The sequence below is a fragment of the Microbacterium sp. cf046 genome, assembly GCF_900114345.1.
In the GTDB taxonomy this organism is placed as follows: domain Bacteria; phylum Actinomycetota; class Actinomycetes; order Actinomycetales; family Microbacteriaceae; genus Microbacterium.
This window is the reverse complement of record NZ_FOZJ01000002.1, coordinates 204308-219169: the sequence shown is the minus strand read 5'-3', so window position 1 is coordinate 219169 and position 14862 is coordinate 204308. Positions and strand designations below refer to the sequence as shown.

Below are 14862 nucleotides of genomic sequence, written 5' to 3'. Positions count from 1 at the left end.
AGGCGACGGCCGCGGCCCTTGACAGGCCGTCGACGCCACGGCACGCTGAGGGCAGGCCAACTCAGCGCCCGGTTGTTACGCAGGCATTGCCGCGGCACCGGGCGCTGGGTCTTTCTCAGGGCGCGAACATCGCCGCACGAGCGGCGGTCGTGCGCGCCAGCAGCGCGTGCTCATCCTCGCGGGCATTCTTGTCCCGCCCGCTGATCGCCCTCTGCCGCGCCGCCGCCAGTGAGGTGGCGTCGGCGATGAACTGCTTCATGGTCGAGGTGCGGTCCCCACGGAGGCCGCGAGCCCAGGCGAGCGCCGCCTTGCGACCCTGTCCGGTCGCGAGCATGTCGACCTCCTGCGGCGTGAACCACCCCGCGGCCGCATAGTCGCCCAGGCGTGCGCGCGTGACCCGCGCCTCCTCGCGGCGCAGCGCGATGACCCCCAGGATGAACCCGACGAACAGCGGCACCTGCAGGGTCAGATACAGCAGGAAGAAGTCGCCGAAGACCGCCGACCCGTTCCAGAGGGCGTGCAGGGCCATCGCGCCGACCATGCCCAGCATCCATGGGCCGACGGCTCGTCCGGCGCTGTAGCCCCGACGCGCCGCCAGGCCGAGCGCGAACCCGGTGATGCTCGTGAACATGACATGGGCGAACGGCGAGAGGATGCCGCGCACGAAGAACGTCGCCGACGCATCGGCTGCTCCCCCTTCGATGAAGCTGATCGCGAAGTACTGGATGTTCTCGGTGAACGCGAAGCCGGCGCCGATCAGTGCCCCGTAGACCACGCCGTCGACGGGGCCGTCGAACGCACGTCTGGCGGTCACGAAGATCAGGTAGACGCCGAGCCCCTTTGCGAACTCCTCGACGATCGGCGCCTGGACGACCGCGGAGAACGCCTCGCGCATCGGCGAGTCGTCCGTGCCGAGGACGAGGGTGATGAGGATGTCGACGCCGAGCGTGATGCCCACGGCAGCGACGGCTCCCCACGCGACCGCGAGGACGAGCAGTCCACGCGGCTCGGGCTCCCAGCGGTCGATCAGTCGAACGGCAAGGAGCACGACGACCAGTGGGATGATCGCGAGCAGCATCCCGATGATCGACGCCGCCGGCCCGATCGCGTTGAGGAAGTACCCGACCAGCCCGACGAGGATGAGCACGATCACGCCGATGATCCACACGGGGGCGGTGCGGCCGGCACGAGGCGGCACGGGCACCGCGGCCGGAGAGGTCGGTGCGGGGGCGATCGAGGCGCCGTGCGAGATCCGAGGCTGTGCGAGCGCCGAGGGGAACGGTGGCGGCGTCAGGGACGGTCGATCGGCCTGGTTCGAGGACTCGGGCTGCCTCGGGTCATACGTCATGCGCACAGCCTATGGGTGCAGGGATCGCACCGCGCGGGGCACGCCAGCCGGGTAGCGTGGAACAATGCGCTTCGCCCACGTGTCCCTCCCCGGGTCGCAGGAGCCTCGGCTCGCCGTCGTGCAGGACGACACCGCGCTCATCGTCGAAGAGCTCTTCCCCGGCGCGCCCCGCTTCCTCGAGGAGCTGATCGCAGGCGGTGACGAACTGCTCGAGCGGGTGCGCCAGACCGCCGCGGATGCCGGGTCACGGCATCCGCTCGGCGAGGTTCGCTACGCATCCGCGCTGCTCAGGCCGCCGGTGATCCTCGCGATCGGATTGAACTACGCCGCCCATTCGAGCGAGCTGGGCTTGAAGACCGACTCGACCCCCACAGTGTTCGTGCTGTGGCCGAATTCGCTCGCCGGGCACGACTCCACCACGGTCTGGCCGCGTTCGCTCAGCGAGTCCGTCGACTATGAGGCCGAACTCGGCGTCATCATCGGACGGCCGGCCAAGGATGTCTCCGCGGAGGACGCGCTCTCGCACGTGTGGGGCTACACCGTCGTCAATGACATCACCGCGCGCGACATCCAGTACTCCGAGGCGCAGTGGTCACGATGCAAGTCGTTCGACGGGTTCACGCCGACAGGTCCGTTCATCGTGACAGCCGACGAAGTTCCCGACCCGCAGAATCTGCACATCTGGACCGTCTTGGACGGCCACACGCTGCAGGACGCATCGACCGCTCAGATGGTGCGCCCGGTCTCGGCGTTGATCGCGCACCTGTCGAAGTCGGTCACGCTTCTGCCCGGCACGCTGATCTCCACGGGGAGTCCGGGCGGCGCGGGCTACTCGCGGGACCCGCAGGTGTTCCTGCGCGACCGATCGACGGTCACGGTGGGCATCGACGGCATCGGCGCCCTGACGACGCATTGCCGGATCCTGGACTGAGACGGCGAGCGCTGATCAGCGTGTGCCTTCGAGCCCGGTGCAGCTCACCTCGACACCCTGCACGGTGACCGTGCCGGAGAAGTCGACGGCGAGACAGGCCTGATAGACGTCGTTGGCGAACGATGCAGCGGCGCCGAGCGTGATGAATGCGAAGATCGCGATGATGATGCCGATCACCAGAAGGATCGCACTGATGATGATCGCGGCGAGGGCCCAGCCGTTCTTGTAGCCGGCCTTCCTGCTCTGCACGAGCGCGACGATGCCGAGGATCAGCGCGATCAGCTGGACGAAGAACGACAGGATGAAGGCGACGATGCCCATCGTCTTGCCGGGGATCGTCGGGTTCGCGGGTGCGCCATAGGGCGCGGGCGGTGCAGCGCCGTACGCGGGCGGAGCGGCGGGCGCGGTCCCGTACGCGGGCGGCGCGGCAGCGTAGGCCGGCGGGGCAGGCTCGGGCGCGGGAGGCGGAACGTCGTACGCACTCGGCGGCGGGTCGTAGGCGGGCGGGGCGGCGTCATACGGTGCCGGAGCCGCGGGCGGTGGTGCGTCGTGGGCCGGCGGCGGTGCGTCGTAGGCGGGCGGCGGCGGAGACGCGGGCGGCACAGCGGGAACGTCGGGGTTCTGCGGATCTGACATGGCGAGGTCCTCTCGAGTGGGATCTGTGCCTTCGAACGCTAGCGGTCGCCGAGGTCGCCGGGCAATCCCCCCCCGCCCGCGGCTCGGTTCAGGCGTCGGCGTCCGCCGGCTCCACCTCCGGAGCGATGACCGGAATCGCCGCGGTTGCGGTCTCCAGGCCCGACAGGCGCGCCGGCGAGAGCTGCTTGGCGCACTCCTCGCGCGTCATCAGTCCGGCCTCGACGACGAGATCCGCGACGTTGCGACCGGTCAGCAGCGCGGTCTTGGCGAGAGCGGCGGCCGCGGCGTAGCCGATGAACGGCGTCAGCGCGGTGATGACCCCGACGGATGCCCCCACCATCGCGCCGAGACGCTCCGTGTTGGCCGTGATGCCGTCGACGCAGTTGACGCGCAGGGTGTGCATCGCGCGCCGCATCCAGGTGATCGACTGGAACAGCGAGTGCGCGATGACCGGCTCGAACGCGTTCAGCTGCAGCTGCCCGGCTTCGACGGCCATCGTCACGGTCATGTCGGCGCCGACCACCGCGAACGCGACCTGGTTGACGACCTCGGGGATGACCGGGTTGACCTTGCCCGGCATGATGCTGGAGCCGGCCTGGCGCGCCGGCAGGTTGATCTCGCCGAATCCCGCCTGGGGTCCGGAGGAGAGCAGGCGGAGGTCGTTGCAGATCTTCGACATCTTGATCGCATTGCGCTTGAGCGTCGACGAGAACGACATGAACGCGCCGGTGTCGCTGGTGGATTCGACCAGGTCGGTGGCCAGGTCGAGGTCCAGGCCGGTGATCCCTCGCAGGTGCTGCAGGACCGCCTTGCCGTAATCGGGGTGCGTCGTGATCCCGGTGCCGATCGCGGTGGCGCCCATGTTGATCTCGCAGAGCAGGTACGCGTTCTCCTTGAGGCGGCTGTGGTCCTCGCCGAGGGTAGTCGCGAATCCGTGGAACTCCTGCCCGAGGGTCATGGGCACCGCATCCTGCAGCTGCGTGCGTCCGACCTTGAGGATGTCGTGGAACTCGACGGCCTTGGCCAGGAACGCACGGCGCAGCAGGTCGAGCTCGTCGAGCAGCGTCAGCAGGTCCAGGCCGAGGCCGACCTTGATCGCCGTGGGGTACACGTCGTTCGTGGACTGGCTGCGGTTCGTGTCGTCGATCGGCGAGAGGAACGCGTAGTCGCCCTTCTCGCGCCCGGCGAGCTCGAGCGCGATGTTGGTGATGACCTCGTTGGCGTTCATGTTGGTCGAGGTGCCGGCGCCGCCCTGGATGACGCCCACGATGAACTGATCGTGATACTCGCCGTCGATCACGAGCTGCGACGCGCGGTCGATCAGATCGGCCTTGTCAGGATCGAGTGCGCCGATGTCGCGGTTGGCACGCGCGGAGGCCTGCTTGACCATCGCGAGCGCTCGGACCAGGTCCTTGTAGACCGAGATCGGCCGCTTGGAGATCGGGAAGTTCTCGAGAGCGCGTGCGGTGTGGATGCCCCAATAGGCATCCCCCGGGATCTCCATGGATCCCAGTGAATCGGTCTCGATACGGGTTCGCGTCATTGCGTCCAGAGCCATGTGTGCGTCCTTGTGGGTAAGTCACGGCGATGTGAAGGGGATGCTTCGAGGTTACTCGCGTGCCTCTGAATGGCCCCTGTACACAGCGGACATCGAGCCGCGCGCCGGTGTACGGCGCGGCGACGGCGCGGGCGGGTCCGATGCGATCCCACGGACGCATCGGGCCCCCTCGGTCAGCGCGCTCAGCGACTCAACGGAGCCATGTCCGCGTATCGCTCGCCGGCGGCGGGCTGCAGGGCGTCCAGGGCCTCCAGCTGGTCCGAGGAAAGCACCACGCCATCCGCGCCGACGTTCTCCTCCAGCGCGACGATCCGCCGCGTGCCCGGGATCGGTGCGATGTCATCGCCCTGGGCGAGAAGCCACGCCAGAGCCACCTGGGCGGGGGTGGCACCGATCTGCGCGGCGACGGCATCCACCTTCTCGACGATGACCATGTTGGCGTCGAGGTTTCCGCCGGCGAAGCGCGGGTTCGTCTTGCGGAAGTCGCCGTCGTCCAGCTGGTCGAGCGAGCGGATCGCCCCGGTGAGGAATCCCCGGCCGAGCGGCGAGTAGGGCACGAACCCGATCCCGAGCTCGCGCACGGTTGGGAGGATCTCGGTTTCGGGGTCGCGACTCCACAGCGAGTACTCCGTCTGCAGCGCCGTCACGGGGTGGACGGCGTGCGCGCGCCGGATCGTCGCCGGAGCGGCCTCGGACAGTCCGTAGTGCAGGATCTTCCCCTCTGCGATGAGCTCGGCGAGCGCGCCCACGGTTTCCTCGATCGGCGTGCTCGGATCCATCCTGTGCTGGTAATAGAGGTCGATGTGGTCGGTGCCGAGCCGCCGGAGCGATCCTTCGACGGACAGTCGCACGTTCGCAGGACTGCCGTCGAGACCGCCTTTCTCGTCGACGCTGTGGCGGATGGTGCCGAACTTGGTCGCGATCACGACCTGGTCGCGGCGCCCGGCGATCGCACGGGCCAGCAGTTCCTCGTTCAGGTATGGCCCGTAGATCTCGGCGGTGTCCAGGAACGTGACTCCGAGCTCCAGAGCACGATGGATCGTGCGGATGGCGCCCTCATCGTCCTGCGTGGCGCCGGTGTAGAACGCGCTCATGCCCATCAGGCCGAGCCCGATGCGGCCGATGACGGGTCCGTCTGTGCCGAGGGTGATCTTCTTCATGCGTGTGCGACCTTCTCTTCGTAGATGGCGATCTTGATGTCTATGGCGGCGAGGCTCGCGGTGATGTCGTCGAGCTGGCTCAGCACTGCGGCTCGGTGACGCACCAGCAGTTCCCGGCGCGCCTCGATCGTCTCGTCGCCACGGCGTACGAGCTCCGTGTACTGGCGGATCGTCGCGATCGGCATGCCGGTGGAGCGCAGCCGGGTCAGGAACTGCACCCAGCCGATGTCCGCGTCGGTGTAGCGGCGATGAGTCGAGGAGGCCCGGTCGATTGGATCGAGCATCAGTCCCGCGCGCTCGTAGTAGCGCAGCGTGTAGGTCGTCAATCCGGTGGCGGTCGCCGCCCGTGAGATTGCAACCCCTTCGTGAGTGAGGGTCATACGCCCACGGTAGAACTTAGAGCGCGCTCGAAGTCAAATGGTCACGGGTCTCAGCGCTTGGGCTTGCGTGAGAACGCCTCGAGCCGCTCGGCCGGTGTGAGCGCGGCCATCCGCTCGACCCATGCCGCGGAGAAGTATTCGCCGGTCTCGGCATCCACGACCGGCACGACCGCGTGGGTGATCGTGTCGTCGTACACGTGGACGAGATGGAACGACTGCCCGGCATCCATTCCGTTGACCTCGGCCGCAGGGCGGGCGAGGTCCATCGTGTAGCAGGTGGCGGCCGCGACGCTCACCGGAATGCCGGCGAACGTTCCGCTGGTGGAGTAGTGCAGGTGACCCGCCAGGATCCCCCGCACATCGGTGCCGGCGATCACTCGCGCGAGTCTGCTCTGATCACGCAGCTCGAGGATGTCGAACAGTGGGATGTGGGAGGGCAGCGGCGGGTGATGCATCGCGAGGAGGGTTCCGTGAGGCGCAGGACTCGCGAGCTCAGCCCCGAGCCACGCGAGCTGCTCGTCGTCGAGATCGCCGTGGTGCCAGCCCGGCACCGTCGTGTCGAGCGCGATCAGCCGCAGTCCGCCCAGGTCCCACACGCCCGTCACCGGCTCCTCGGTCGGGTCGCGATCGAGCAGCTCGCGGCGCATCGCCGGCCGCTCATCGTGGTTGCCTGCAACCCAGATCACGGGAGCGCCCAGCCGCCGCGCGACCGGGTCGATCTCAGCCCTCAGCGCCCGATATGCCGCCGGCTCCCCCAAGTCGGTCAGATCGCCCGTGAAGACGATCGCGTCCGGGCGGATGCCGAGCCTCTCGACCGCGACGAGGGTGCGACGCAGATTGGCGGCGGTGTCGTAGCGCCCGCCGAGCGGGACGTTCCCGGCGAGCAGGTGCGTGTCGCTCAGGTGCAGGATCGTCTGCCGCGCCGGCGGGTACTGCCCGAATTGCACGGATGCCGCCGGGCCGACGCCGCCGGAGGCTCCGGCGGCGCCTGGAGGGGGCGTGGTGACCATGCGGCGAGTCTATTCGTGGGCAGTGACCGCGCCTTCCTCGCAGGCAGGATCGTATGGTCGGCTCTCGAAGACCACGCTCCATTCCTGCTCGGTGAGGGCGCGCCCGGCGACTGCGCACGCCCGATCGAGCCAGATGTTCGGATCGGCGGAGATGCCGACCATGGTCCCGTCGTGCTGTTCGTACACCAGGGTGCGCTCATCGCGAGGTATCCGATCCTCGTTCGCTTCTCGTATCCAGTCGCGGAACGAAATGGTCCAGTCCTCCAGCGTCCAGGTGATGAGTGCCCCGTCGGTGCCGGCGGTCACCAGTTCGCCGGTCGGAAGGAACGCGGCGGATGTGACTGGACCCACATGACCGTCGAGCGACTCCATGAGCGCTCCGCTGCCCGCCGACCACAGCAAGGCACCGTCTTCTCCGGTTGTCACCACCAACCGGCCGTCGGGACTGAAGGCGCCGTCGATGACGCTATTCGGCGTCTCCAGCAGGCGGAATCGGCTCGGATCCTCCAGGTCGATGATCCGCACCGCCGTGTCGCCTTCGCGGATGAGCACCGACTCTCCGCCCGGGCTGACCGCGAGGATGCCTTCGCCTGCGAGTTCGCCGACGAGCGCCCCGGTCCGGGTGTCGAACACCGCCGTCGGGCCGAACCCGCTCGCATAGAGACGGGAGCCATCGGGCGAGAACCTCACTCGCCCGAATGCGTTAGCCCAGTTCGGGGCTCCGGGGTTCGATCCCGCCTGGGGAAGGTTGAGCACGATCGGCTCGTCAGGGGAATCGACCCGCCAGACCGCGACATTGCCTGGCTCATCGATCCAGGGAAGTGGTGCAATGGCAGCGGCGAGCGATTGATCCGGTGAGAACTCGATGTCGATTGCGGGTTCGTTGAACCCCGTGAAGGTGATTCCGTCACGAGCGGGGTCGTCGAGGTCCAGGGCCCGAATCGCGGAGGTGCCGCACGACCCATCTGGCTGGCACGGATCCTCCAGCACGCTGAGGGCGATCCGGCCATCCGGCCCTTCGACGGCGTCGAGGACGACATCCCCTGCGAACTCGGTGGTCTCGCGCCCGTTGTCTTCCATGAAGTACTCACCGACTTGGGTGCGCCGGTCGATGTCGATGACCCTGGCGTCCAGATCAGTGTCGACAACGACGGCGATCGTGCCATCGGGCGCCAACGACATCTGCTGGACGCCCAGGTCGCTGCTCGTTCGCGTGACGCTCTCGATGCTCGGGTTGCGGCCCAGAATCTCCAGCAGGGACCTGCGAGTCACCGGCGCATCCCAGAGCCGGATCGCCTCCACCGCCAACAGGAGTGCGTGTTCATGAGCGGGCTCAGCACTCGCGAGCGCGGCGACCCGCCGTGCGTCCTCTATGACCGCCTGCTCATTCGCTGCTCCTGCCTGGAGCACGGCGACGGTGCCCACAGCGAGTGCGACCGCGGCGAGCGAAGCCGTGGCGCCGACGAGCCAGCGCAGTCGCTTCACGGACCGCCGCTCGATGTGCAGCTGGCGCTGGGCGGAGGCACGGTCGGCGGCTTCGCGTTCCAGGGCTGCGTCCACGAACTCGGCTTCCAGCGGCGCCAGAACGGGCCGCGCCGATTCGCGCCACTGGACTGTGGCGCTCAATCGGGCCCCGCGGTAGAGCTCGCTGTCGGGCTGTCCCATCGCATCCCAGGCATTCGCGGCAGCGTTCACGTGCCGCATGATCCGCTGGCCCTCGACATCATCCGCCAGCCACTCCCGCAGCCGTGGCCATTCGCGTGCGACGGCTTCGTGCGCCAGCTGGAACGAGTCCTCGTCGCTGGTCACCAGGCGCGCGTCCACCAGACTCGCGGCCACGCGCGCATGGGCGTCATCGATTGCCACGAAGGCACGATCGACGCGCTGACAGATGACTCCCCCGCCGCGCGACGGCTCGACGAGCCGAAGCAGGATGTCTCGGAGATCTCGGGCGCCATCGCTGGAGAGCTCGGCGAACAGCTCCTCGGCAGTCTGGGCGACGGCACCCCGGATCTCACCCGACGCCCGATAGCCGTCCACGCTCAGGACACGGCCCTCTCGGCGCTGCCACACCTGCCGCAGCGCATGGGAGAGCAACGGGAGATTTCCGCCGGCTGCGTCTCGGAGGAGGATCTCGACGAGACCGGGCTCGAGGATGAGGCCTGCTTGTCGCGCGGGCTCCTGGATGATCGCGCGGAGCCCCTCGGCCGACAGCGGCCCGAGCATCAGCAGATGGGACTGGATCAGCCCGGCGAAGCCCATGAGGTCGGCGAGATCTCCGAGCCGATCGGCGCGAATCGCCATGACGACCGGGCCCCCGAACACCATGCGTCCGAGCTCGTCGAAGAACTGCCGAGTCTCATCCGGATCGTCATTCGCGAAGGCCTGCTCGCACTGGTCGACGATCAGCAGCGACTCCTCATCGTGGCCCTCGAGCTCCCGCAGCGTCTGTGCAGGACGCTCCCCCGGGGTGACGAGGCTTACGCGCGTGCCTCGCGCCGCGATGCGCGCGCCGATGCCCGCCCTGACGAACGAGGACTTGCCTACGCCGGAGGATCCCGAGACGATGAGCACCCCGTGCTCCTCGAGCGCCCGCCGCCCTCGGTCCAGTTCCGCCTCGCGTCCGAAATAGCGCTCGGCGTCATCCAGACCGGCCGGCGGGAGACCGAAGTACGGGCACTGCGTACTCGGCGCCCGGAATGCGACCCCGGACTGGAGCTCGGGGTCCTGCCGGAGGATCGCGTGCTCGAGCGCGGCGAGTTCTGCGCACGGGTCCAAGCCGAGCTCCGCAGCGAGCAGCTCCCGCCCTCGGCGCACGCTTGCGAGCGCGTCGGCCTGGCGGCCTTGGCGGTACTGCGCCAGGCCCAGGATGACCCATCGACGCTCGCGCATCGGCGACTCGGCGACCCGCGCACGGGCCTGGGCGACGACATCGAGCAGCTCTCCTGTTTGCAGCCGCGCCTCGAGGACGGACTCCTCCGATGCCAGACGCATCTCGTCGAGCCGGTACGACGCGATCTGCGCAGGCTCCCAATCGGGCAGATCGGAGAACGGCTGCCCCCTCCAGAGTGCGAGCGCCTGCGCGAGCGCGTGCGCGGCGCGATCGGGCTCGCCCAGCTCGAGGAGCTCTCCGCCCCGGGCGATCAGCCGCTCGAACCTTTCGGCGTCGAGCTCGACGCCGTCCGCAACCAGCCGGTATCCGGTCGATGAGGTTTCGATGCTCGCAGGCGCGATGAGGCGGCGCAGCCGCATGATGCAGCCCGGGATCACCTTGGACCACGACGTGGGAGGGTCCTCCCCCCACAGCGCCGCCGCGAGGGACTCCGCGGTGACAGGTGTGTCGATGCGTACGGCCAGGGCGGCCAGAACAAGACGATCGCGGGGCGCGAGTTGGATCCGCCCCTCCTCGAGCGTCAGCACGCCCAGAACACGCAGGTCCACGATCACACTGTGAAACCGCACCCGACATCCGTCAAGGGCCCTGATATCGGGCTGATACCCGTACCCGTGCCGGCGATATCGCCCTGATAGCGCGATGGCGTGCACTGGGCAGGCAGCCGATCGCTGCATCCCGTTGCAAGAGAGGATGCGAAATGTCCGCACAACACCAGCAGTCCCGCGCCGACCGATCCCGACGATCGCGGCACATCCGCCTTGCGGCCGTGATCCTGCTCTGCGGCACGCTCGGCGCGTGCACCGCGGCGGAGCCGCCTACCCCCATCAGGTCGGCGGCGGCAGCGGAATCCACCACCCCGCCGCTGCCCGATGGCCGGCTCGCAGCCGGAACCTACCGCTTCGACGGCCTGGCGAGACCGTTCGAGGTGACCTTGCCGGACGGCTGGATCTTCCACCACGGTGGCGTCTTGGAGAAGGATGTCGGCGACTCAGAGGGTGTCTTCGTGTGGTTCGGTACCGCGAGTCACGTCCCGGCGAACGCCTGTCAATGGCCCGGAACGCTGACTGCAGTCCCTCCCACGGTCGACGGATTCGCGGACGCGCTGGCGGCGCAGGTGTCGACGACCGCGACCGCTGCCACGGAGGTCGCCGTCGGAGAGTACAGCGGCGTCGAGTTCGATCTGTCCGTGGAGGGAGTGGAAAGCCTCGACGACTGCAGCGGCTCCAAGATATGCATCCACTCCGAGAACTCCTCCTGCACCCGGTGGTACCACGCGTCCGTGGCGCAGCGGGAGACCTACCGGGTGCTCGATCTTGACGGCGAGCGCGCGATCCTGACCGTCGGGGAGTACGACGACAAGTCGAAGGAGCCGCTCTTGGCTGAAGCGCAGGCGGTCTTCGACTCGATCACCTTCATCTCCGGATGACCGAAGCCACGCCGACCCTGCGACGGATGCCGGCTCGCGTGCCGGCATCCGTCGTCAGTGGTTGAAGACGATCAGCAGCAGGCCGCCGAGCACCGCGAGGCCGCACAAGCCGAATGAGATGTAGGCGCCCACTGCCGCCAACTTGCGCTGGCCGGCCGTCAGCGGGCTCTTCCTCGCCGCCTTCGCCGCAGCCTTCGCGGCGCGCTGGGCATCCTTCGCGGTGATCACGGTGATCGCATCGGTGAACTCGGCCGGCGTCACGACCGGGACACGACCCGCCCGTACGAGCAGCCGCAGTCCGAGCGAGTAGAAGCCGACCACGAGCAGCGCGGCGATCATGGCCGCGATGAAGACCTGGACGAACGCGATCCAGTCGATCGACAGGCTCACTTCGCGTCCTCCTTCTCACGACGGGCCTCGGCTCGGACAGCGGCTCGCTGCCGACGCGTGGGCGGCGGATTGCGCGTCACCTTGACCGCGGTGCCCGACTCGGCCACTTCGCTCATCGCGTTGGCCGCCGTCACCGCGTTGCGGCGCGACAGCAGGAAGATCGTGAGGATGACCACGACGGCGAACACCGCGTCGATCAGGATGCCCCAGCCGCCGAGCCACGCGGCCATGAATGCCATCACGCCGCCGACGGCTCCGGCAGCCGGAAGGGTGAACAGCCAGCCGACCATGATGCGTCCCGCGGTCCGCCAGCGCACGGTGGAGCCGCGGCGCCCGAGGCCCGATCCGATCACGGACCCGGAGGCGACCTGAGTGGTCGACAGGGCGAAACCGAGGGCGCTGGAGGCGAGGATGGTCGAGGCGGTCGAGGTCTCGGCCGCGAAGCCCTGCGCCGGCTTCACGTCGGTGAGTCCCTTGCCGAGCGTGCGGATGATCCGCCAGCCGCCCATGTAGGTGCCGAGGGCGATCGTGATGCCGCACGCCAGAACCACCCACAGCTGCGGTTCGGCCTGGGTGGGACTCTGGATGCCGGCGATGATCAGCGTCAGCGTGATCACGCCCATCGTCTTCTGCGCGTCGTTCGTACCGTGTGCCAGCGCGACGAGGGAGGAGGTGAAGATCTGGCCGAAGCGGAAGCCGTCGCGACCGTCCGGTTTGGTGTCGTAGCGACGCGTGATCGCGTATGCGAGGCGGGTGACGGTGAACGCGATCAGGCCCGCAGTGACCGGGGCCAGTACGGCAGGCAGGATCACCTTGCTCAGCACGACGCTGTAGTCGACCGCCATCCAGCCCGCCCCGACGATCGTCGCGCCGATCAGGCCGCCGAAGAGGGCGTGCGACGAACTCGACGGAAGACCGAGCAGCCACGTGAACATGTTCCAGGTGATCGCGCCGATGAGGCCGGCGAAGATCAGGGGCAGGAACTCGTTCGGATCTATCTGATCCTCACGGATGATGCCGTGCGAGATCGTCTGCGAGACCTCGGTCGATAAGAAGGCGCCGACGAGATTGAGGATGGCGGCGATCAGCACCGCGACCTTGGGCTTGAGCGCCCCGGTGGCGATCGGCGTCGCCATCGCGTTGGCCGTGTCGTGGAAGCCGTTCGTGAAATCGAAGAACAGCGCCAGGACGATGACCAGCACAACGATCAGGGTTGCGGTTTCCACCGATTGCTTTCCGAGAGAGTGGAAGGAATGTGGTGCCGACGGAATCGGCGTTGCGAACGAAGAGTTCACGAGGAATTCACGAACCGGCAACCGGCCAGAAGAATCCTTACACCGCCCCCGCCTCCGGTCAACTCGAAGAGTGTGCGGCACCCGCGCATCACCCGTTCGGTGTGACGCTTCGCCGGCGCGCGAGGGTGTTGAATGAGCGGGCGCCCCGCCCTCGCCGGGGGCAGAGTCGGGTGTGCAGATGAAGAAGTGGTTCGTTGTGCTGATCCTGGGCGCGGCCCAGTTCGTGATGGTGCTCGACAGCACCGTCATGAATGTGTCGATCTCGGCCGTCGTGGACGATCTCGACAGCAGCGTCACCGCAATGCAGAGCGCGATCACCTTCTACACGCTGACGATGGCCGCCACGATGCTGCTCGGCGCCAAGCTCGGCGACATCTGGGGGCGCCGACGCGCGCTGGTCATCGGCTCGATCGTCTACGCGATCGGTTCGCTCATGACCGCGTTCAGTCCCAACATGACAGTGCTGTTCCTGGGTTGGTCGATCATCGAGGGTCTCGGCGCGGTGCTTGTGATCCCGGCGATCGCCGCGCTGTTGGCCGACAATTACGAGGGACGCGATCGGGTGACGGCGTTCGCCGCGATCGGCGCGGTCTCCGGCGCCGGAGTCGCTGCCGGACCGCTGATCGGCGGGTTCATGACGACGTACTTCAGCTGGCGCTACGTCTTCGTCGGCGAAGTGGTGATCCTCGTCTTCGTCGTGATCTTCGCGAGTCGCATCGCCGAGAAGTCCGCACGGCAGAGCATCCGCATCGACCTGCTCAGCGTGCTGCTGTCGGCGCTGGGCCTGGTGGGTGTCGTCTACGGGATGCTGCAGAGCAAGGTCTGGGGATGGATCGTGCCGCTGCACTCTCCCGTCGTCAACGGCGTCGAGATCGCTCCTCTGGAGGTCTCTCTCACAGCCTGGTTCATCGTGCTGGGCATCGTGCTGCTCGTCCTGTTCTTCGCCCGTCAGCGCCAGCTGGTGGCGAAGGGCCGCGATCCTCTGCTGCACGTGGACCTGCTCTCGATCCGGCAATTGCGCAGCGGACTGAGTGTCCTCGGCGGTCAGTACGCCATCATCGCCGGCCTGTTCTTCATGGTGCCGGTCTACCTGCAGATGACCCTCGGGTTCGACGCCCTCCAGACCGGGTGGCGGATCTTCCCGCTGTCGATCTCGCTCATCCTGTTCTCCGTCTTCGGCACCCGCCTGTCCACGCGGTGGTCGGCACGCCGCGTCGTGCGGGTCGGACAGTGGGTCCTGGTCGGCAGCGCGATCCTGCTGCTCACGGCGATAGATCCGGAGCTGTCGAGCCCGGCGTTCGGGATCGGGATGTTCTGCGCCGGTGCAGGGCTCGGCCTGCTCGCCTCGCAGCTCGGCAATGTGAACATGTCCTCGGTCACGGCGAAGGACACCAGCGAGGTCGGTGGACTGCAGGGTGTCTTCCAGAACCTCGGCTCGTCGCTGGGCACCGCGCTGATCGGGTCGATCCTCATCGGCGCACTGGCGTCGTCGTTCGCGAGCAACGTCGCAGAGAGCTCCCTGCCCGACGCGACGCAGGCCATCGTGAACGAGCAGACCGAGGGCGGCGTCGCGATCGTGCCGGCATCGACGGTGCAGGAGATCGCGACCGAGTCGGGTCTGACGCCCGAAGAGGCCGTCGAGCTGGAGGCGATCTACATCGAGTCGCAGCTTTCGTCACTGCGCGTGGCGTTCTTCGGGCTGATCCTGCTCGCCCTGCTGTCTCTGCTCGCTTCGGGCGGCATCCCGAACGACGCTCCGCAGCCGCGCCCGAAGCGCACCGGCGCCCCCGCTGCGGCGAAGGACTGACGGCCGCCGCACTCATGAGCACGTC

12 protein-coding genes are annotated in these 14862 nt (G+C 68.1%); 3 read left to right on the top strand and 9 right to left on the bottom strand.

Annotated elements, in window-relative coordinates; all coding sequences use genetic code 11:
* Positions 1–115 precede the first annotated feature (115 nt).
* Positions 116–1348: a PrsW family intramembrane metalloprotease gene (locus tag BM349_RS07180; RefSeq protein ID WP_091705590.1), complete on the bottom strand. Its 1233-nt coding sequence runs from the start codon at positions 1346–1348 to the stop codon at positions 116–118.
* A gap of 64 nt (positions 1349–1412) precedes the next feature.
* On the opposite strand from BM349_RS07180, the gene BM349_RS07175 reads away from it, so the two are divergent.
* The gene (locus BM349_RS07175) at positions 1413–2279 is read left to right on the top strand and encodes a fumarylacetoacetate hydrolase family protein (protein WP_091705587.1); all 867 of its coding nucleotides are present in this window, start codon (positions 1413–1415) and stop codon (positions 2277–2279) included.
* A gap of 15 nt (positions 2280–2294) precedes the next feature.
* Here the strand turns inward: BM349_RS07175 and BM349_RS07170 are convergent, their stop codons facing one another.
* The 6 genes from BM349_RS07170 to BM349_RS07145 form a co-directional block, all read right to left on the bottom strand.
* On the bottom strand, positions 2295–2915 hold the full coding sequence (locus BM349_RS07170; protein ID WP_175525234.1) for a hypothetical protein: 621 nt from the start codon (positions 2913–2915) through the stop codon (positions 2295–2297).
* A gap of 88 nt (positions 2916–3003) precedes the next feature.
* A complete protein-coding gene (locus BM349_RS07165) occupies positions 3004–4473 on the bottom strand; it encodes an aspartate ammonia-lyase (protein ID WP_091705584.1) in 1470 nt (489 codons plus the stop codon).
* A 182-nt stretch (positions 4474–4655) separates the two neighbouring features.
* On the bottom strand, positions 4656–5633 hold the full coding sequence (locus BM349_RS07160) for an aldo/keto reductase (RefSeq protein WP_091705581.1): 978 nt from the start codon (positions 5631–5633) through the stop codon (positions 4656–4658).
* On the bottom strand, positions 5630–6013 hold the full coding sequence (locus tag BM349_RS07155; protein ID WP_091705579.1) for a MerR family transcriptional regulator: 384 nt from the start codon (positions 6011–6013) through the stop codon (positions 5630–5632). The genes BM349_RS07160 and BM349_RS07155 overlap by 4 nt, the downstream gene beginning before the upstream one ends.
* Positions 6014–6063: 50 nt before the next feature.
* Positions 6064–7023 carry a phosphodiesterase gene (locus BM349_RS07150; protein ID WP_091705577.1) on the bottom strand — a complete coding sequence of 320 codons (960 nt, stop codon included), beginning with the start codon at positions 7021–7023 and terminating at the stop codon, positions 6064–6066.
* Between the two features lie 9 nt (positions 7024–7032).
* On the bottom strand, positions 7033–10464 hold the full coding sequence (locus tag BM349_RS07145; RefSeq protein WP_175525233.1) for an nSTAND1 domain-containing NTPase: 3432 nt from the start codon (positions 10462–10464) through the stop codon (positions 7033–7035).
* 152 nt (positions 10465–10616) lie between these two features.
* On the opposite strand from BM349_RS07145, the gene BM349_RS07140 reads away from it, so the two are divergent.
* Entirely contained in the window at positions 10617–11345 is a 729-nt protein-coding gene (locus BM349_RS07140; RefSeq protein WP_091705573.1) for a hypothetical protein, read from the top strand.
* Between the two features lie 54 nt (positions 11346–11399).
* Here BM349_RS07140 and BM349_RS07135 read toward each other — a convergent pair whose 3' ends face one another.
* Both BM349_RS07135 and BM349_RS07130 read right to left on the bottom strand, forming a co-directional pair.
* The gene (locus tag BM349_RS07135) at positions 11400–11735 is read right to left on the bottom strand and encodes a peptidase (RefSeq protein WP_091705571.1); all 336 of its coding nucleotides are present in this window, start codon (positions 11733–11735) and stop codon (positions 11400–11402) included.
* Complete coding sequence (locus BM349_RS07130) at positions 11732–12961, bottom strand: inorganic phosphate transporter (protein ID WP_091705568.1); 1230 nt, start codon at positions 12959–12961, stop codon at positions 11732–11734. The genes BM349_RS07135 and BM349_RS07130 overlap by 4 nt, the downstream gene beginning before the upstream one ends.
* 247 nt (positions 12962–13208) lie before the next feature.
* On the opposite strand from BM349_RS07130, the gene BM349_RS07125 reads away from it, so the two are divergent.
* A complete protein-coding gene (locus BM349_RS07125; RefSeq protein WP_091707177.1) occupies positions 13209–14837 on the top strand; it encodes an MFS transporter in 1629 nt (542 codons plus the stop codon).
* Positions 14838–14862: the final 25 nt, after the last annotated feature.

Excerpts from the sequence above, each read along its gene's own strand:
- BM349_RS07180 (WP_091705590.1), bottom strand. The coding sequence starts at position 1,348 with ATGACGTATGACCCGAGGCAGCCCGAGTCCTCGAACCAGGCCGATCGA.
- BM349_RS07175 (WP_091705587.1), top strand. The coding sequence starts at position 1,413 with ATGCGCTTCGCCCACGTGTCCCTCCCCGGGTCGCAGGAGCCTCGGCTC.
- BM349_RS07170 (WP_175525234.1), bottom strand. The coding sequence starts at position 2,915 with ATGTCAGATCCGCAGAACCCCGACGTTCCCGCTGTGCCGCCCGCGTCT.
- BM349_RS07165 (WP_091705584.1), bottom strand. The coding sequence starts at position 4,473 with ATGGCTCTGGACGCAATGACGCGAACCCGTATCGAGACCGATTCACTG.
- BM349_RS07160 (WP_091705581.1), bottom strand. The coding sequence starts at position 5,633 with ATGAAGAAGATCACCCTCGGCACAGACGGACCCGTCATCGGCCGCATC.
- BM349_RS07155 (WP_091705579.1), bottom strand. The coding sequence starts at position 6,013 with ATGACCCTCACTCACGAAGGGGTTGCAATCTCACGGGCGGCGACCGCC.
- BM349_RS07150 (WP_091705577.1), bottom strand. The coding sequence starts at position 7,023 with ATGGTCACCACGCCCCCTCCAGGCGCCGCCGGAGCCTCCGGCGGCGTC.
- BM349_RS07140 (WP_091705573.1), top strand. The coding sequence starts at position 10,617 with ATGTCCGCACAACACCAGCAGTCCCGCGCCGACCGATCCCGACGATCG.
- BM349_RS07125 (WP_091707177.1), top strand. The coding sequence starts at position 13,209 with ATGAAGAAGTGGTTCGTTGTGCTGATCCTGGGCGCGGCCCAGTTCGTG.